This window comes from Glycomyces sp. NPDC050141 (assembly GCF_055586545.1).
Genome location: NZ_JBVJHZ010000015.1, coordinates 67,668 through 84,094 on the forward strand (window position 1 = coordinate 67,668; position 16,427 = coordinate 84,094).

Annotated in this window: 16 protein-coding genes; 8 read left to right on the top strand and 8 right to left on the bottom strand. The window is 71.5% G+C overall.

Translation table 11 applies throughout. The annotated features are described in order from the left end of the window. Nucleotides 1–45: 45 nt before the first annotated feature. Together ACZ60M_RS11560 and ACZ60M_RS11565 are read left to right on the top strand one after the other, a co-directional pair. Nucleotides 46–951: a LysR family transcriptional regulator gene (locus ACZ60M_RS11560; RefSeq protein WP_465417165.1), complete on the top strand. Its 906-nt coding sequence runs from the start codon at nt 46–48 to the stop codon at nt 949–951. Between the two features lie 136 nt (nt 952–1,087). Further along, on the top strand, nt 1,088–3,073 hold the full coding sequence (locus ACZ60M_RS11565; protein WP_465417229.1) for a beta-galactosidase: 1,986 nt from the start codon (nt 1,088–1,090) through the stop codon (nt 3,071–3,073). Nucleotides 3,074–3,123: 50 nt separating this feature from the next. On the opposite strand, the gene ACZ60M_RS11570 is transcribed toward ACZ60M_RS11565, so the two are convergent. Both ACZ60M_RS11570 and ACZ60M_RS11575 read right to left on the bottom strand, forming a co-directional pair. Next, entirely contained in the window at nt 3,124–4,245 is a 1,122-nt protein-coding gene (locus tag ACZ60M_RS11570; protein ID WP_465417167.1) for a M24 family metallopeptidase, read from the bottom strand. Nucleotides 4,246–4,310: 65 nt separating this feature from the next. Continuing rightward, nucleotides 4,311–5,291, bottom strand: a complete 981-nt coding sequence (locus ACZ60M_RS11575; RefSeq protein WP_465417169.1) for a glycoside hydrolase family 11 protein — start codon at nt 5,289–5,291, stop codon at nt 4,311–4,313. 237 nt (nt 5,292–5,528) lie between these two features. Between ACZ60M_RS11575 and ACZ60M_RS11580 the strand changes: the two genes are divergently transcribed. Genes ACZ60M_RS11580 through ACZ60M_RS11590 form a run of 3 tightly spaced genes read left to right on the top strand, consistent with a single transcriptional unit; the run spans nt 5,529 to nt 7,977 of the window. Next, complete coding sequence (locus tag ACZ60M_RS11580; protein WP_465417170.1) at nt 5,529–6,203, top strand: DUF2306 domain-containing protein; 675 nt, start codon at nt 5,529–5,531, stop codon at nt 6,201–6,203. After that, nucleotides 6,200–7,330, top strand: a complete 1,131-nt coding sequence (locus tag ACZ60M_RS11585; protein ID WP_465417172.1) for a sensor histidine kinase — start codon at nt 6,200–6,202, stop codon at nt 7,328–7,330. Before ACZ60M_RS11580 ends, ACZ60M_RS11585 begins: the two co-directional genes overlap by 4 nt. Then, a complete protein-coding gene (locus ACZ60M_RS11590) occupies nt 7,327–7,977 on the top strand; it encodes a response regulator (protein ID WP_465417174.1) in 651 nt (216 codons plus the stop codon). Before ACZ60M_RS11585 ends, ACZ60M_RS11590 begins: the two co-directional genes overlap by 4 nt. On the opposite strand, the gene ACZ60M_RS11595 is transcribed toward ACZ60M_RS11590, so the two are convergent. Then, on the bottom strand, nt 7,964–8,458 hold the full coding sequence (locus ACZ60M_RS11595; protein WP_465417175.1) for an ArsR/SmtB family transcription factor: 495 nt from the start codon (nt 8,456–8,458) through the stop codon (nt 7,964–7,966). The two genes, ACZ60M_RS11590 and ACZ60M_RS11595, sit on opposite strands and share 14 nt — an antisense overlap. A gap of 80 nt (nt 8,459–8,538) precedes the next feature. On the opposite strand from ACZ60M_RS11595, the gene ACZ60M_RS11600 reads away from it, so the two are divergent. Both ACZ60M_RS11600 and ACZ60M_RS11605 read left to right on the top strand, forming a co-directional pair. After that, a complete protein-coding gene (locus ACZ60M_RS11600) occupies nt 8,539–9,483 on the top strand; it encodes a S41 family peptidase (RefSeq protein ID WP_465417177.1) in 945 nt (314 codons plus the stop codon). Nucleotides 9,484–9,531: 48 nt separating this feature from the next. After that, nucleotides 9,532–11,118: a Na+/H+ antiporter gene (locus ACZ60M_RS11605; RefSeq protein WP_465417179.1), complete on the top strand. Its 1,587-nt coding sequence runs from the start codon at nt 9,532–9,534 to the stop codon at nt 11,116–11,118. Here ACZ60M_RS11605 and ACZ60M_RS11610 read toward each other — a convergent pair. Genes ACZ60M_RS11610 through ACZ60M_RS11620 form a run of 3 tightly spaced genes read right to left on the bottom strand, consistent with a single transcriptional unit; the run spans nt 11,115 to nt 13,794 of the window. After that, nucleotides 11,115–11,858, bottom strand: a complete 744-nt coding sequence (locus ACZ60M_RS11610) for a GNAT family N-acetyltransferase (protein ID WP_465417181.1) — start codon at nt 11,856–11,858, stop codon at nt 11,115–11,117. The genes ACZ60M_RS11605 and ACZ60M_RS11610 overlap by 4 nt on opposite strands. Before the next feature lie 32 nt (nt 11,859–11,890). Beyond that, nucleotides 11,891–12,796, bottom strand: a complete 906-nt coding sequence (locus ACZ60M_RS11615; protein ID WP_465417182.1) for a hypothetical protein — start codon at nt 12,794–12,796, stop codon at nt 11,891–11,893. Then, nucleotides 12,793–13,794, bottom strand: a complete 1,002-nt coding sequence (locus ACZ60M_RS11620) for an SPFH domain-containing protein (RefSeq protein WP_465417184.1) — start codon at nt 13,792–13,794, stop codon at nt 12,793–12,795. Before ACZ60M_RS11620 ends, ACZ60M_RS11615 begins: the two co-directional genes overlap by 4 nt. Nucleotides 13,795–13,866: 72 nt before the next feature. Here ACZ60M_RS11620 and ACZ60M_RS11625 point away from each other — a divergent pair, with 72 nt between their 5' ends. Further along, nucleotides 13,867–14,541, top strand: a complete 675-nt coding sequence (locus tag ACZ60M_RS11625) for an NUDIX hydrolase (protein ID WP_465417185.1) — start codon at nt 13,867–13,869, stop codon at nt 14,539–14,541. Here the strand turns inward: ACZ60M_RS11625 and ACZ60M_RS11630 are convergent, their stop codons facing one another. Together ACZ60M_RS11630 and ACZ60M_RS11635 are read right to left on the bottom strand one after the other, a co-directional pair. Continuing rightward, on the bottom strand, nt 14,542–15,744 hold the full coding sequence (locus ACZ60M_RS11630) for a sulfotransferase family protein (RefSeq protein ID WP_465417186.1): 1,203 nt from the start codon (nt 15,742–15,744) through the stop codon (nt 14,542–14,544). 121 nt (nt 15,745–15,865) lie between these two features. After that, the gene (locus tag ACZ60M_RS11635; RefSeq protein ID WP_465417188.1) at nt 15,866–16,375 is read right to left on the bottom strand and encodes a mycothiol transferase; all 510 of its coding nucleotides are present in this window, start codon (nt 16,373–16,375) and stop codon (nt 15,866–15,868) included. Nucleotides 16,376–16,427 lie beyond the last annotated feature (52 nt).

A 16,427-nucleotide genomic window follows, 5' to 3' on the forward strand; every position in this document is an offset into this window, starting at 1 on the left:
AAAGCACAATTGAAAAGTGCTACAGGCACGTTGTAGCATCGCTTCATGGACGTGCGCCACCTGGAACTCCTCCGCGAACTGGCCCTGCGCGGCAGCGTCACCGCTGTGGCCAAGGCCGCACACCGGACCCCGTCGGCGGTCTCGCAGCAGCTGAAGGCCGCGGGCCGCGAATTCGGTATGGCCCTAGTGGAACCCTCGGGCCGCGGCCTGCGCCTGACCGAGGCCGGCCGGCTCCTCGCCGAAGGCGGCGCCGACATCGCCACAGCGGTCGAGCAGGTCCGGGCCCGCTGGGACCGGTTCCGGGGCGAACCGAGCGGCACCGTCAGCGTCGCGGCCCTGCCCAGTGCCGCCGCGTTCCTGTTCGCCGACGTCATGCGCCGCCTGGAACCCACCGCGATCTCCCTGCGGTGCGGCGACTTCGACCTCGCCGAAGCCGAGTTCGCCGACCTCGCCCTCGACAACGACATCGTCATCGCCCACAGCTTCACCACCGCCCGCCCGACCGGCGCGGGCGCACTCACCGTCGTGCCTCTCGCGCTCGAACCCCTCGACATCGCCATGGCCGCCGACCACCCGCTCGCCGCACAGGACTCGGTCCGGCCCGAAGACCTCCCCGGCTGGGAGTGGATCGGCGTCCCCAAGGGCTACCCGTTCGACTCCGTCGTGGAGTCGATCGAGCGGTTCACCGGCGTCCCCCTCCAAGTGGTGCAGCGCCTCCGCGACAACCGCCTCGTCGAATCCCTCGTCGCCGGGAGCCGCAGGCTCGCCGTCCTGCCCCGGTTCACCACCCCCACCGGCGGCGGCCTCGTCCTGCGCGAGCTCACCGGCATCCCCTCCCGGCGCCACATCTCCGCGATGTCCCGCCCCGACAAGGCCGAACGCCTCGCCGTCCGCCATGTGCTGCAGGCGTTCCAGGAGGTCGCCCGACACGTCGAAGCCCGCCACCGCTGAAGGCCCGAAGCCGATTGACAACCCGTCACCGGCACCGTACGTTGTACCGGTAAATCAGACCGTTGACCGAAGGAGCACCCCCGTCGTGACCAGGAAGATCGTCCGCCATGACCCCATCGTCAAGGGCGTGCCGCACATGCTGCACGGCGGCGACTACAACCCCGACCAGTGGCTCCGGACCAAGGACACGACCTGGAAAGAGGACATGCGCCTCGCCCGGCTCGCCGGGGTCAACACCCTCTCCGTCGGCATCTTCGCCTGGGCCGCACTCGAACCCGAAGAAGGCCGGTACGAGTTCGGCTGGCTCGACGAGATCATGGACCTTATGGCCGAGAACGGCATCACCGCCGTCCTCGCCACCCCCTCCGGCGCCCGCCCCGGCTGGATGAGCCACCGCTACCCCGAGGTCCTGCGCGTCAACGCCGACCGCTCGAAGAACCGCCACGGCGGCCGCCACAACCACTGCCTCACCTCGCCCGTGTACCGCGAGAAGACCCTCGCGATCAACACCGCGCTGGCCGAGCGGTACGGCGCGCACCCCGCGCTCGGCCTCTGGCACCTCTCGAACGAGTACGGCGGCGAGTGCCACTGCGACCTGTGCCAGGAGCGCTTCCGGTCGTTCCTCCAGGACAAGTACGGCGACCTCGCCACGCTGAACGAAGCCTGGTGGACCGCGTTCTGGTCCAAGACCTACTCCGACTGGTCACACATCGAGTCCCCGAGCCCGCACGGTCGCGGCGAGCAGGACATCCACGGCCTGCACCTGGACTGGATGCGGTTCACGACCGAGCAGTTCGTGGACTTCTACCTGCACGAGACCGCGCCGCTGAAGGCCGCGACGCCGGACGTGCCGTGCACGACGAACCTCATGGGCACCTACCCCGGCATCGACTACTTCCGCCTCGCCCAAGTCCTCGACGTGGTCTCGTGGGACTCCTACCCGCAGTGGTCGGGCACCGGGAAGGACGTGCGCACCGGGGCCGAGGCCGGCTTCCACCACGACTTGACGCGCAGCCTCAAAGGCAAGCCGTTCATGCTCATGGAGTCCTCGCCGTCGGCCACGAACTGGCGGCCGGTCGCCAAGCTCCACCGGCCCGGCGTCCACCTGCAGCAGTCGCTCCAGGCGGTCGCGCACGGCGCGGACACCGTGCAGTACTTCCAGTTCCGCAAGGGCCGCGGCGGCTCGGAGAAGTTCCACGGCGCGATCGTCGACCACGAGGGCACTGAGAACACCCGGGTCTTCCGCGACGTCGCCGAGGTCGGCGCGCGCCTCAAAGAGCTCGACGCGGTCGTCGGCACCGACACCCCGGCCGAGGTCGCCGTGGTCTTCGACTGGCACAACCGCTGGGCCCTGGACGACATGAAGGGCCTGCTCCAGGAGAAGACCGGCTACCACGCCACGGTGGTGGACCACTACCGCGCGTTCTGGGAGCAGGGCGTCCCGACCGACGTCATCGACTCCTCGCTCATCGCCGAGCCCGGCTACCTCGACCGGTACAAGGTCCTGGTCGCGCCGATGCTCTACATGCTGCGCCCCGGCGTCGCCGCGGCCGTTGACGCGTTCGTGCAGCGCGGCGGCACGTTCGTGGCCAGCTACGCGACGGGCTATGTGGACGAGAACGACAAGGCCTTCACCGGTGGCTTCCCCGGCCCGCTGCGCGACACGCTCGGCGTGTGGTGCGAGGAGATCGACGCGCTCTACGAGGACGACCGGAACTCGGTCGAGTGGGAGGGCCGGAGCTACCCGGCGTTCGACCTGTGCGAGCTGGTGCACGCCGAGACCGCCGAGGTCCTGGGCGCGTACGGCGCCGACTTCTACCAGGGGCGCCCGGCGCTCACGGTGAACGCGCGCGGCGAGGGCCAGGCGTACTTCATCGCGGCCCGGACAGGCGACGACTTCCTAGGCGACTTCTACCGGGGGCTCATCGCGTCCACAGGGGTCGAACGCGCGCTGGACGCGGACCTCCCTGACGGCGTGACCGCGCAGGTCCGCACCGACGGCGGCACGGACCACGTGTTCGTCCAGAACTACAACCCGGCCCCGGCCGTCGTCGACCTCGCGGACGGCCCGCTCGAACTCGCGCCGTTCGGCACCGCGATCATCGACCGCGCCCGCTCGTAGCCGATCCCTCTGCGAAGCGCGGCGACACGCTTCGCAGAGGGTCCGCGGCGTCAGCCGACGACGGCCAGCTCGTGCGGGGTGTCGTTGTACCGGTGGCCGCCGTCCTCGGTCACCGTGACGATGTCCTCGATCCGCACCCCGAACCGGCCGGGCAGGTAGATCCCCGGCTCGATCGAGAAGCACATGCCGGGCACGAGCGTGTTGACCTCGCCCTCGACCATGTACGGCGGTTCGTGCGTGGTGAGACCGATGCCGTGGCCGGTGCGGTGGATGAACCACTCGCCGTAGCCGCCGTCCTCGATCACTTTCCTTGCGGCCCTGTCGATGTCCTGGCAGGCGACGCCGGGCCGCACGGCCTCGAACGCGGTCTGCTGCGCCTCGCGCACCAGGTCGTGGACGCGCTGCACTTCCTTGTCCACTTCGCCGCCGACGTGGACGGTGCGGGTGGTGTCGGAGCCGTAGCCGTCCTTGAGGCCGCCGAAGTCGAGCACGACCGCGTCGCCCTCGCCGATGACGCGGTCCCCGGCCTCGTGGTGCGGGTTCGCGCCGTTCGGCCCGGAGGCGACGATCGTGAAGTCGACCTGCTCGTGCCCGTGCGCGCGAAGGAGGTCGGCCAGGTCGGCGGCGACCTCGCGTTCCCTGCGGCCCTTGAAGGGCGCCTTGAGGATCTCCCGGTAGGTCGCGTCGGCGGCGGCCCCGGCGGCCGCGATCCGCTCGAGTTCGTCGGCGTCCTTGACCGCGCGCAGCATCGGCATCGCCCGCGACAGCGCCGCATAGGACGTTCCCGGCGCGGCGTCCATGAGGCCGAGGACGTGCATGGCCCAGGCGTTGTCGGCGACGCCGAAGCGGCCCCCGGCGCCCATGAGCCGCACGGCGAGCAAGTACGGGTCCTCGTTGTCGGTCCAGTCCGCGAACCCGATCGCGGCGGCGCCGTCGGCGTGCTCGGCGTCGGGGCGCTCCAGGCGCGGCACGACGAGCACCGGGTCGCGGTCCGGGGCGATGACGAGCATCGTCAGGCGCTCGGTGTCGGCGGGCGGGCGGTACCCGGTGAAGTAGGCGAGGTCGGGCCCGGGTGTGATCAGCAGTCCGGCGAGGCCGGACCCGGCCGCGGCCTCGGCGGCGCGTCGCATCCGGGCGGCGTAGTCCTCGGTGGTGAACGTCCGCATGCTCATCGTGCCTCCAGGAAAGGGAACGGGCTCCGGGCCGAGACTATCCGCTCGCCCCGGAGCCCGTTCCGCTAACCGCAGGCGACTGTCGGCCAGTTCCAGTTGCCGTTGGCCTGGATGGTGAGGCCGAAGGTGTTGCCGCTGCCGTTGGGGGTGGCGACGAGCTGCTGCGCGGTCGGGTAGGTCGCGTTGCAGTTCCAGGTCGCGATGACCTTCGCGGGGGAGGGGATGTTCAGCGTGGTCCGCCAGTCGCTCTTGCCGGAGACGGTCACGTTGAGGTTGTAGCGGTCGCTCCAGCGCTGCCCGGCCGAGAGTGTCGCGGTGCATGTGCCGCCGCCCCCGCCTCCGCCGCCGGTGCTGCCGACGGTGATGTTGGAGCTGCCGGTGGACTGGTAGCCCTCGGTCGCCATGATCATGTAGTAGCTGAAGGCGCCCAGGTTCATCCCGGCGCGGGCCCAGGCGTCGAAGTGGGCGCCGGTGTCGATCGTGCCGGAGGTGCGGGCCCCCTGGCGGACGCTCCAGTACTGGTTGAAGGTCTTGGTGCCCTCCACGGACGGGGCGTTGTAGCGCGTGGACTGGCCGAGCCAGTACGTGCCGCCGTTGATGGTGGCCGTGCCGCGCTGCGTGGCGCCGCTGCTGGGGTTGTACGGGCCGTGGGATTCCACGATGTAGTACTCGACGAGCGGGTTGGAGGTCCAGCCGTACAGGGCCAGGTAGCCGTTGCTGCCGTGGTTGACGGTGCCGGTGTAGTCGACGACGCGGCGCCCGCCGTTGGCCCATCCCTTGCCGCCGACCCAGTTGTTGGCGCCGTTCCAGGAGCTGCTGTAGTTCCCGCCCGCGCCGAGGGTCATCGACGCCTTGCCCTGGCTGTCGGTCCAGAACGAGTAGTAGTAGCCGTTGTGCGTGCCCTCCTGGTTGGTGGTGATGACCTGCTGGGCCTGGGCCGAGCCGGGCAGGAGCAGCCCGGAGGCCCCGAGCGCGAGCGCCCCGGTGCCGCCGAGCAGCAGGCCGCGGCGGCTGAAGAGGCCGGGGGGTGGGTTGTCCGTGGACATCCTGACTCCTTGCGAAGGTGCCGGGCGGTTGGCCTGAAGGTCAAACCGCATCGATGAACATCTATTCATTGATAGTGACCATCGTGGACCGCGGCTCGATAACGTGTCAATGACTTCCGGAAAACTATCGGAGATTTTTCGGCCCAAACATTCGAAAGTTTCGGAAAAGCGCGGCCGCGCCCGAACTAGGCCACATGGCTGAAGCGGCAGCGGGGCCGCGGCCCACAGGATTGAGCCATGGACACTCCCCGCCTCGAACCCCGCCCGCGCCGCGAATGGCCCATCGCTGCCGGGCTCCTGCTCCTCGCCCTCATCCCCTCGATCGCGGGCGTCGTCCGCATCGACGAGATCGCCACCGGCGCAAACGAAACCGCCGCGAACGCCCGCTTCATGCGCACACCGCTGCCCGTCGTCCTCCACGTCATCGGCGCCCTCGTCTACTCCCTCGTCGGCGCCTTCCAGTTCCTGCCGCGCCTGCGCCGCAACCGCAACGCCTGGCACCGCTTCGCAGGCCGCTACCTCCTCGTGCCCGCCGGGCTCCTCGTCGCGCTCACCGGGCTGTGGATGACCGCGTTCTACGACACGCCCTCCATCGACGACCGCGCCGTCGCCGTCTCCCGCTACATCGTCGGCACGGCCATGCTGGCCTGCCTCGCCCTCGGGGTCGCCGCGATCGGACGGCGCGACTACTTCGCCCACGGCTCCTGGATGGTCCGCGCCTACGCCCTCGCCCTCGGCGCGGGCACCCAGGTCCTCACCTCCGGCCCGCCGCTGCTGCTCTTCGGCGAACCGAGCGAACTCGCGCGGCTCGTCCAGATGGACGCCGCATGGCTCGCCAACGCCCTCGTCGCCGAATGGGTGATCGCCCGCAGGCGCAAGGCCTCCCGGCGGCCTGCGACGATGAACGCATGATCGGCGTGGAGGCCCTGCAGCGGAACGTGACCGGCGCGTGGTCGCGGCCCCGCGCCGCCGGAGCCGACGGCCCGCGCGCCCGCGACGCCGTGCTCGTCGGCCTGGCCGCCCTGGCCTGCATCATCGAAGGCGCCGTCCGCCCCGACCTCGAATGGCCGGTCGCAACCACGATCGCGACGATCGCGATCCTGCCGGCCCTGCTCTGGCGGCGGACCCGGCCGCTCGCGAGCACAGTGGTCCTCGCCTGCGCGACCTCGGCTCTCGCCGCCGCGTACGCCGCCGCCGAACTCGAACCGGACGCGCTCGTCGCCACGTTCGTGTTCCTCACCGTCCCGTACGCCCTGTTCCGCTGGGGCTCAGGCCGGGACAGGATGATCGGCGGTGCCGCGACCGCCGCCGGGCTGGTGCTGTCAGGCTCGCTCGGCAGCGATCCGGTGGCGGACATCGCGGCCGGGGTCGCGTTCATGGGCGGGGCCTGCCTGATCGGGGCGCTGCGGCGCGAGCGCCTGGAATCGCGGGCGCGGCTGCTCGACTCGGTCCGGGCGCGGGAGCGCGAGGCGCTGGCCCGGGACCTCCATGACACTGTGGCGCATCACGTCTCGGCGATCGTGATCCGCGCGCAGGTGGCGGTCGCGGACTCGGAGCAAGTGTCCGACTCGCTGGAGGTGATCGAGCGCGAGGCGCAGGCGGTGCTGGGGGAGATGCGGTCGCTGGTGCGGACGCTGCGCGCGCCCGCCGAGTTCGCGCCCACCGCCGGTCTCGCGGAGCTCGCCCGCCTCGCCGATGCGGGTCCGCCCAAGGTGACCGTGCGGATCGCGGCGCCGGGGGAGCTGCCGGTGGTCGTCGCGTCGACGCTGTTCCGGATCGCGCAGGAGGGCGTCACGAACGCGCGCCGCCACGCCCGAGGAGCCTCCACTGTCGACATATCAGTCGATGTCGAGGCGGAGACGGCGGGCATCGTCGTCCGCGACGACGGCGCGCCGGTGCGGTCGGCGTCCAGTGACGGCCACGGACTGCGGGGCATGGCGGAGCGGGCGGCGCTGCTCGGCGGCGCCGTGCACGCCGGTCCGGACCCGGACGGCGGCTGGACGCTGCGGGCGTCACTACCGTTGGGGGACAGGCGATGATCCGGGTGATCGTGGCGGACGACCAGGAGCCGGTGCGCACGGGCCTGCGGCTGCTGCTCGACGCGCAGCCGGGCATCGAGGTCGTCGGCGAGGCGGTAGACGGCGTGGAGGCGGTGCGGCTCGCGCAGCGCGTCCGCCCCGATGTGGCCCTTGTGGACATCAGAATGCCGGGCCTGAACGGCATCGAGGTCACGTCGCTCCTGGCGGGCGACCGTGTCGCGGAGCCGATCGCGGTAGTGGTCATCACGACCTTCGACCTCGACGAGTACGTGCACGGCGCGCTCCGGGCCGGTGCCAAGGGGTTCCTGCTCAAAGAAGCGGGCCCGCACCTGATCGGCGAGGCGGTCCGCGCGGCCGCGAACGGGGACGCGCTCATCGCCCCGCAGGTCACGCTGCGGCTCCTCGGCGAGTTCTCGCGTCCTGCCAGGACGGTGCGACAGCCGTCCGCGCCGCTCACCGCCCGCGAGGAGGAGGTGCTCGCGCTGCTTGCCAAGGGGCTCACCAACACCGAGATCGGCGAGCGGCTGTTCCTCTCCCTCGGCACCGTGAAGACCCATATCGCGGGCGTGCTCGCGAAGCTCGGCGTCCGCAACCGGGTCGAGGCCGCGATGTGGGCGTACGAGTCCGGCCGCGCTAGCCGCGACTGACCCGACCGGGGCGGTAGAAGCCGACGAGGACGCCGTGGCGGGCCCCGCCCTCCTCGTCCTCGACCTCGTGGGCGAGCGTTTCGAGGGTCTCGCGCAGCCGCTGCGCCTGCGCCGGGCCCAGGCGGACGCTCCGCAGGATGAACAGCGAGTCGTCGTCGGTGGCCATCTCGTCGGCGACCGCCGCGAGTGCCGCCTTGGTGGTCTCGCCGTCGTCGAAGTTGAGTTTCGTTGCGGCCCGCCGGTAGTGCTGCTCGGTGCCGCCCCTGACCTGGCGGGTGCTGTCGAGCCGCACGAGCCCGGCTTCGAGCAGGACCTTCAGGTGGTGGCCCGCGCTGCCCTTGCTGACGCCGAGTTCGGCCGCGAGGCCGCTGAGGGTCGCGGTCCCGCGGCCGAGGGCGAAGAGCAGCCGGTGCCGGACCGGGTGCCCGAGCGCCCGGAAGTGCAGCGGGGTCGAGATCGTCAGCTCTTCGGGGTCGTCCATAAATCAAGTGTCCAGAAAACTGGACTCTTTGTCAAATCGGTGGTTCACTACTAGACATCACCCGCCCCGTTGGAGGTCCGATGTCCGTCATCCCCCAGATCGTGAAACTGCTCGACGAGCACTACATCTTCCCCGAGGTCGCCGCCGAACTCGGCGCGATCCTCAACGCCGCCGCCGCCGAAGGCCGCTACGACGGCGCCGACCAGGCCCGCCTCGCCGAGCTCGTCACCCCCGACCTGCAGTCGGTCAACGGCGACCTCCACCTGCGGCTCGTCCATTCCGAGACCGAACTCAGCGACACCCACGACGACGACGAGACCCAGCTGGAGCAGATGCGGGAGTGGAGCGCCGTCACCTGCGGCGGCGTCGCGAACGCGCAGCGCCTCCCCGGCAACGTCGGCCTCCTGGCAATCGCCCCGCTCCTGTTCCCGCCCGCGGTCGCGGGGGACCAGGTCGCCGCCGCGATGCGGCTCCTCGCCTCGACCGACGCGCTCATCCTCGACCTGCGCGAGTGCGTGGGCGGCGACCCGAACATGGGCACCTGGCTCTACAGCCACTTCACCGGCGCCGAACCCGTGCAGCTCACCGGCATGGCGTTCCGCGACCCCGCGCGGTTCACGCAGCTGTGGACCTCGCACGTCCCCGGCCCCACATTCGGCGACACCAAACCCATGTGGGTCCTCACCAGCGCGAAGACCTTCTCCGGCGGCGAGGCAATGAGCTTCGACCTGCAAGAGCGCGGCCGGGCCGTCGTCGTCGGCGAGCGGACCCGCGGCGGCGCACACCCGAGGGACGCGTACAAAGTGGACTCGCATCTCGAACTGACCCTGCCCGTCGCGCGCTCCGTCAGCCCGATCTCCGGCGGCAACTGGGAAGGCACCGGCGTCGTCCCCGACGTCCCGACCGCCGCCGCCGACGCCCTCGCCGAAGCCCACCGCCGCGCCCTCGAAAGCGTCCTCGCCCTAGGCAGCGACGGCTTCCGCGCCAAGACCGCCGCCGAAGCCGCCCAGGCACTCGCGCAGTAGCGGCCCGAAGCAGCCCGGCCCGCCCAGCGGTGCGGCAGGATACTGCTCATGCTCGGGCTTGAACTCATCGTCGTGATCGGCGCGGCGCTCGTCGCCTGCCGGCTCGCCGCGCAGCGCAGCGGGATCGCCGCGCCGGTCCTCCAACTCGGCGCGGGCGTGCTCCTCGGGCTCATCCCCGCGTTCGGCGTCCTCGAGCTGCCGTCCGAAGTGGTCCTCCTGCTGTTCCTGCCCGCACTGCTGTGGTGGGAGGCCTTCAACACCTCACTGCGGGAGATCCGCCGCTACCGGCGCGGCATCTTCCTCACCAGCACGATCCTCGTGGTCGTCACCGCGGCCGCCGTCGCCGCCACCGCGCACGCCTTCGGCATACCGTGGGGCCCGGCGTGGGTGCTCGGCGCGGCCCTCGCCCCGACCGACGCGACCGCCGTGAACGTGGTCGCGCGGTACCTGCCCCGCCGCCAGATCATGGTCCTGCGAGCCGAAAGCCTCGTCAACGACGGCACCGCGCTCGTCGTCTTCGGCCTCGCCACCGGCGTCGTCGTAGGGGAGGAGCACCTGAGCCTCGCGCTCGTCGGCTGGGAGTTCCTGGTCTCCTACGCGGGCGGCATCGCCGCGGGCGTGCTCTCGGCCCTGTTCTGGGTCTGGCTGCGCCGCAAGGTCACCGACACCCTCACCGCGTGCACGATCTTCTTCCTCATCCCCTTCACCGGCTACCTCCTCGCCGAGTCCGTCCACGCCTCGGGCGTCCTCGCGGCGGTCGCGGCCGGGCTCATCGTCAGCCAGACCAGCCCCGTCTACGGCAGCGCCCCGGCCCGGCGGCAGGTCTTCGCGACCTGGGGGTTCGCGACGTTCCTGCTCAACGGCGCCCTGTTCGTCCTCATCGGCATCGAATCGCAGGCCGCCCTGCGCGGCATGGAAGGCGCCGACCTCGCCCAGGCGATCGGCCTGGTCTTCGCGACCGCGCTCGTCCTGGTCGCGGTGCGGCTCGCGTTCCTGTTCACCTCGGTCTTCCTCATCCGCCTGCTCGACCGCCGCCCGCAGCAGCGGCTGCTTCGCCAGAGCAGCCGGGCGCGGATCGTCTCGGGCCTCTCAGGATTCCGCGGCGCGATCTCGCTGGCGATCGCGATCGCGGTGCCCACCACCATCGCCTCCGGCGCGCCGTTCCCGGCCCGCGACGTCATCGTGTTCGTGACCTTCGGCGTCATCGTCGTCATGCTCCTGCCCGCGTTCTTCCTCCCGGCCGTAATCCGCTGGGCGCGCCTGCCCGCCGACACCGAACCCGACGAGGAGCTGCAGTACGCGCGCCTAGAGACCTCGAACGCCGCCGCCGAGGCCCTGCCGCGCCTCGCCGCCGAACTCGACGTCCACGCGGACGCGCTGGCGCGCTTGCAGACCGAGATGCGCGAGCACCTCGACTTCCTCGAATCCGACCCCGACGAGGAAGGGCCCGACACGATCCCGCGCGTACGCGGCGACTACGACCGGTTGCGGCTGGCCGTCCTCGCCGAGAAGCGGTCGGTCCTCGTCAGGCTCCGCAACGAGCGCCGCATCGACGACGCCGTGCTCCGCCAGATGCAGTACCGACTCGACATCGAGGAGATGCGCCTCCTCGAAGACCCCGACGAGGAGGACTAAGCCCGGTTCGAGGACCACCACGTCGACGGCGCCGCCGCCGCGAACCCCAGCTTCTCGTAGAGCGGCACGCCGAGCTTCGAGGCCGTCAGCGTCACCGGGACCTCCGCGAGCGGTTCGAGTGAACCGAGCATCACGGCCCGGCCGATGCCCTTCGAGCGCGCGGCCTCCGTCGTCCCGACCCAGTAGTGGCTGCCGAAGCCGTTGGCGGCCACCGTGACACACGCCCCCGCGACGACGCCGTCCACACGCGCGACGAACACCGCGACGCCCGGCTCGTCGAGCAGCGCCATAGGGAACAGCTCCCCGGGCCGGTGCGGCTCGAACCGGTCCAGCCCGAAGCTCTCGATCACCGCCCGCTCGGCCCCGTGCAGGTCCTCCTCGCCCCGGACCCGTTCCACCGCAACCGCAGGAGCCTCCACGGCCCCCGGCAGACGCAGCATCACCGGCATCTGCCACGACCCCATCCCCAAGTGCCCCAGGCCGGTCGCGCTGAACGGGTCCTCCATGTCGACCGGCCCCGCCGCCGCGTGCCGCAGCTCGGCGATCTCCGCCAGCTCCTCACCCGTCAACTCGGGCTCCTGGACGAGGACGCGCATCCCGGCGCGCGCATCGCCGCACACCGCCAGGAAGCCGCGCCTCCGGATCACCTCGTGCCCGCGCGAACGGCCCGTGGCCGCCCAGAACGCGGCGGAGTTGCGGGCCTGCAGCCGAGGCGCCTCGGTCAAGTCGGGATTCGTCATGCCGCAACGATTCCCTATCCGACGCCCGTCCGCTACCCCGGGACGACCAGATTGAGATGCCTTGGGGCCAGCCCGATCACGACCTGCTGCCCCCAAGTGACCGTGAGGTGGTCGGACTCGAGGCCGTCGGCGAAGACCACGAGCCGCTCGCTCTCGCACACCAGCCGCAGCTCCTCGCCCTTCTGCAGCATCCCCGCCGTGAGGGTCGCGCCGGTCGCGGGCGACGGCCACGCCTCCCTGACGAACCACGACAGCGACGGCTCCTCCGGGCCCGGCAGCGCCCGGCCCCAGCTCCGGTCGGCCGCGATCGAGGCCGTCCAGCCGGTCGCGCCCGTACCCGTGCCGACCAGCACGCCCGACGAGGACTGCCGCTCCTCCCGGCCGTCCGCGCCGATGAGCCGGTACCGCGCCGACTGGTGCGCGCCGTGGCCCGCGTAGATCTCGTTGAGCCCGGCCAGGACCTGCCCGTCGTCGAGCCGCGCGGCGACCATCGACAACCGCTCGACCGCCGCCGCCTCAGCGGCCGCCGCCCTCAGCGCGGACCCGACCGCCTTGGCGCGGAACCGGATCAGCACGCCCGGGTTGCGCCCCGGCTCCGGGTCCACGCCCAGGACCGGCTGCCCGGACAGGTACTTGGCGAGGTTCGCCACGAGCCCGTCCTGGCCGACCGCGACGACGATGTCCTCGGGCCCGAACAGGAACCGCGGCAGGTCCTCCCGGTCGACCCGGCCCCGGCGCCAGTCCGCCGGGACTGCCGAGTCCACAATGGTAAGCGCTGCTTCCAGCGCCTCATGCCGGGCCGCGACCTCGCCCAGGTCGCGGCCCCGCTGGCGCAGGAAGTGCTCGGCCGCCGCGCGGGTGCCGTGCCGGACCAGCAGCTCGTCGAGTTCACTGCGGCGGCTCACCACCACCACGCGCGGCGCTAGGGTCGCGCTCATCGCGACCCGTCGGCGAGGCGCGAGAGGGTGCCCGTGAGCAGGTCCGGCGTGATCGTGATCTGCCCGATCTCGGGCAGCTGGCCCGCGAGCTCGCGCAGCGCCAGCGCCTGCAGCACCGAGGGCGGCAGGTCCCGGTACGCGGCCAGACGGGCCGCCTCCGCTTCCGCCTCGGCCGCGCCGACGGCCCGCACCTTGTCGGCCTGCGCGGCCGAGAGCGTGCGCTCGCGTTCGGCCTCGCCTTGGGCCGCAGCGAGTCCGGCGGCGGCGGCGAGCTCGGCCTGCCGCTGCGCGTTGGCGCCCTTCTGCTCCACGAGCTGCTGTTCGCGCCGGGCGAGCTCGATCTTGTTCTGCAGCTCGTTCTCGGCGATGGCCCGCTCCTGCTCGACGGCCTGCGCCCGCCGCGAGTACGTGGCCTTGTCCGCGTCCTGCTGCACCGCTTCGCGGGTCGGGGTCTGCAGCGAGCGCTCCAGCTCCGGTTCGGGCCGGACCGCGACGACGCGGGCGCTGACGACGGCCACGCCGATGTCGGCCAGCCGCGCGTCCTGGGCGAGGGCGGCGGCGACGTCCTCGCGCAGCTGCGGGACGGCGCTGGTGAGCGCTTCGGCCAGGGGGAGCCCGGCGAGCAGGTCGATCGCGGGCTGCTGCGCGAGCTCGGTGAGGAGGGTCGCGACCTGGTCGAGCGGGCGGGCGCGGGCCTGGCCCCGGTAGGGGTCGACGGAGAAGTCGAGGCGGGTGGCGGCGAGCGCGGGGTCGTCGATCCGGTAGGTCACGGTGGCCTGCACGGTGACGTCGGCGAAGTCGGCGGTGCGGGCGTGGAACATCAGGGGGAGTTCGCGGTCGTCGACGGGCACTTCGGAGAGCACGGCGACGAGGGGGCGGTACCAGAACGACTGGCTGGTGCCTTCGCGGGAGGTGCGGCCGCGCTTCTGGCAGCGGACCCAGACGGTGGGCGTGCCGCGCAGGTGGCGCAGGAAGAGGAGCTTGGTGACATCGGCCATTGGGGTGGACCTCCTATTTTCTCGTCAGTCTGACGATAATAATTGTGATAGGTTATCGTCAAGGTGGTGATAATGAGTTATCCGGTGTTTGCCGTCACTGTCGACCTCGTGGTCCTCACGGTCCGCGACGGCGAGTTGAACGCGCTCCTTGTCGAACGGGGCATCGAGCCCCACCTGGGCCGCTGGGCCCTGCCCGGCGGCTTCGTCCTCGGCGACGAGGACCTGAATGCCGCCGCGCGCCGAGAACTCAGCGAGGAGACCGGCCTCGACGGCCCCGCCGGGCACCTCGAGCAGCTCGGCAGCTACGGCGCGCCCGACCGCGACCCGCGCGGCCGCGTCGTCACGGTCGCGTACCTGGCGCTCCTGCCCGACCTTCCCACGCCCGTAGCGGGAACGGACGCGGCGGCCGCCGCCTGGACGCCGATCGGCAAGCACGGCCTCGCCTTCGACCACGACCGCATCCTCGCCGACGGCGTCGAGCGGGCCCGCTCCAAACTGGAGTACACGCCGCTGGCGACGGCCTTCTGCCCGCCGGAGTTCACCATCGCGGCCCTGCGGCAGGTCTACGAGGCGGTCTGGGGCGAGACCCTGGACCCGCGCAACTTCCACCGCAAGGCCACCACCACCCCGGGCTTCGTCGAACCGACCGGCCGCTCGACCGAAGGCGAACCGGGCCGCCCGGCCCGCCTCTACCGCCGCGGCGACGCCGCCCTCCTCAACCCCCCGATCCTCCGCCGGGGCAGCTGACTACTCCATCCGGAGCTTCTCGACCATGCGCGGGTAGTCGCCGAAGGCCTCCTCGACCTGTTCGGGGTTGAGGCCGTAGCGGGCGAGCTCGTACTCGTGCTGGCGGCCGATGCCGGGGCGGGCGAGGACGGAGTCGAGGGTGCGGGCGTCGGCGTTGGTCCACTTGGCGCCCAGGCGTTCGTAGAGCAGCGGGACCTTGTCGTGCGGTTCGGCCGCGAGCCACGGGTAGGGGACGTCGACGAAGGAGGCGCGGGGCCAGTCGACGCGGGCCTTGCGGGCGCGCTCGATCGCGGTGGCCTGGAGGCGCAGCCAGGTCTCGCCGATCGCGTGGAGGTCGGGGTTGCGCTCGTGCATGACCTGCGAGGACTCCACGAGCGAGCACAGGGAGCCGAGCACGGTGATCGGGTCGCGGTGCGTCCACACGATGGTCGCGTCGGGGAAGACCTTGCGGATCTCGGGAAGGTGGTCGAGGTGCATGGGGGACTTGAGAATCCAGCGCTTCCTCTCCCGCCCGTACTGGAGGACTTGCAGTGCGAGTTTCAGGTACTCGTAGTCGGGCAGGACGTCGTGCTGCTCGATCCACTTGTAGTAGTTCGGCATGTGCACGCGGGCGAGGTGCTGGTGGCCGTGCGGCAGCAGGTAGTTGCACTCGTCGGGCTTCTGGGCGTTGAGCGGGTGGATGACCTTGAACGCCGGGGCGAGCCGCATGAACGTGCCGACCAGGCGCTCGGTCTGCCTGATGCGGCGGACCCGCGCGTCCTCGCCGCGGTCGATGTCGGTGAACATCCACTCCCACAGGGCCGGGCCGCGGTGGTCGGCCGACTTGGCGATGATGTTGTGCGCCAGCGTGGTCGCCGTACGGGGGAGCCCGACGATGAAGACCGGCCGCTCGATCGGCTCGGCGGCGATCTCGGGGTGCTCGGTGACGAGGCGCTGCACGCGGAGGCGGTTCTCGATGCGCAGGCGCAGGTCGCCTTGGACGCTCTGCCAGCCCATCGGGCTGAGCTTCGGGCTCGCTGCGAAGTTTCGGGTGAGGACCCGCATGCCGTCGAGGAACTCGCCGATGGCGGCGGGGTCGCCCTGTGTGGAGCGCGCGGACTTCGCGACGATGCCAGCGAAGATCTTGTCGGGGTCGCGTCGGGTCGACATGGTCGGCTGCAGGAGTACGTTGAGGACGCTCGTGGTCATGGACTTGCGGCGCATAGGGGTTGCTTCCCGTCCGTGAGGGTGTGAACGGGCGCAATTCTCGCAGCAGCGCGCTTCCCTGTCCAGTATCGAACAGTGACCTTCAGTCCGCTTCGCGGATCAGCTCGACGGCCTCGGCTCAACGCGATTCGAGGAGCCCGCGCACGTACATGGCCTGCCCGGTGTGCTGCTGGTTGTCGTTGACGACGCTCACCAGCCGCACCCCGAGCGTCACCGCCGGGTCCCAGCGGGTGTCGACGATCCGGTCGAGGTCGGCCGGGACGAGCGAGGCGACGTAGCCGAGGGTCGCCGCGTGCACCGCGTCGTAGTACGCCCGCAGCTCGTCGGCTTTGACGCCGCTGACCTTCGCGACCTGCTCGCTCGTGTGCCCGTACCCGATGTCGCGCGGCTCGAGCTCCAGCCCGAACCGGTCGTGCCAGCCGTCGGCGGTCCAGGTCTGCTCGCGCCCGGCCACATCGGCGACGTGGTCGTCCTGGACCCGCGCGATGTGCCACACGAGCCACCCGATCGAGTTGGCCCCGGGCCCCGGCCGCGCGTCCAGGTCCTCCTGCGACAAGCCCTCCAGGACGGCGTGCACCTCCTCCTGCACCCGGCTGAACGCGTCCGTGAAGACTCCGCTGACCTCCATGTGGACTCCTGACTCTCGAAGCGGCCGATGTTCTCCGTCCAATCCTCGCATT

Excerpts from the sequence above, each read along its gene's own strand:
- ACZ60M_RS11625 (WP_465417185.1), top strand. The coding sequence starts at position 13,867 with ATGAGTTATCCGGTGTTTGCCGTCACTGTCGACCTCGTGGTCCTCACG.
- ACZ60M_RS11580 (WP_465417170.1), top strand. The coding sequence starts at position 5,529 with ATGGACACTCCCCGCCTCGAACCCCGCCCGCGCCGCGAATGGCCCATC.
- ACZ60M_RS11565 (WP_465417229.1), top strand. The coding sequence starts at position 1,088 with ATGCTGCACGGCGGCGACTACAACCCCGACCAGTGGCTCCGGACCAAG.
- ACZ60M_RS11630 (WP_465417186.1), bottom strand. The coding sequence starts at position 15,744 with ATGCGCCGCAAGTCCATGACCACGAGCGTCCTCAACGTACTCCTGCAG.
- ACZ60M_RS11585 (WP_465417172.1), top strand. The coding sequence starts at position 6,200 with ATGATCGGCGTGGAGGCCCTGCAGCGGAACGTGACCGGCGCGTGGTCG.
- ACZ60M_RS11560 (WP_465417165.1), top strand. The coding sequence starts at position 46 with ATGGACGTGCGCCACCTGGAACTCCTCCGCGAACTGGCCCTGCGCGGC.
- ACZ60M_RS11605 (WP_465417179.1), top strand. The coding sequence starts at position 9,532 with ATGCTCGGGCTTGAACTCATCGTCGTGATCGGCGCGGCGCTCGTCGCC.
- ACZ60M_RS11595 (WP_465417175.1), bottom strand. The coding sequence starts at position 8,458 with ATGGACGACCCCGAAGAGCTGACGATCTCGACCCCGCTGCACTTCCGG.
- ACZ60M_RS11590 (WP_465417174.1), top strand. The coding sequence starts at position 7,327 with ATGATCCGGGTGATCGTGGCGGACGACCAGGAGCCGGTGCGCACGGGC.
- ACZ60M_RS11600 (WP_465417177.1), top strand. The coding sequence starts at position 8,539 with ATGTCCGTCATCCCCCAGATCGTGAAACTGCTCGACGAGCACTACATC.
- ACZ60M_RS11620 (WP_465417184.1), bottom strand. The coding sequence starts at position 13,794 with ATGGCCGATGTCACCAAGCTCCTCTTCCTGCGCCACCTGCGCGGCACG.
- ACZ60M_RS11635 (WP_465417188.1), bottom strand. The coding sequence starts at position 16,375 with ATGGAGGTCAGCGGAGTCTTCACGGACGCGTTCAGCCGGGTGCAGGAG.
- ACZ60M_RS11575 (WP_465417169.1), bottom strand. The coding sequence starts at position 5,291 with ATGTCCACGGACAACCCACCCCCCGGCCTCTTCAGCCGCCGCGGCCTG.
- ACZ60M_RS11610 (WP_465417181.1), bottom strand. The coding sequence starts at position 11,858 with ATGACGAATCCCGACTTGACCGAGGCGCCTCGGCTGCAGGCCCGCAAC.
- ACZ60M_RS11615 (WP_465417182.1), bottom strand. The coding sequence starts at position 12,796 with ATGAGCGCGACCCTAGCGCCGCGCGTGGTGGTGGTGAGCCGCCGCAGT.
- ACZ60M_RS11570 (WP_465417167.1), bottom strand. The coding sequence starts at position 4,245 with ATGAGCATGCGGACGTTCACCACCGAGGACTACGCCGCCCGGATGCGA.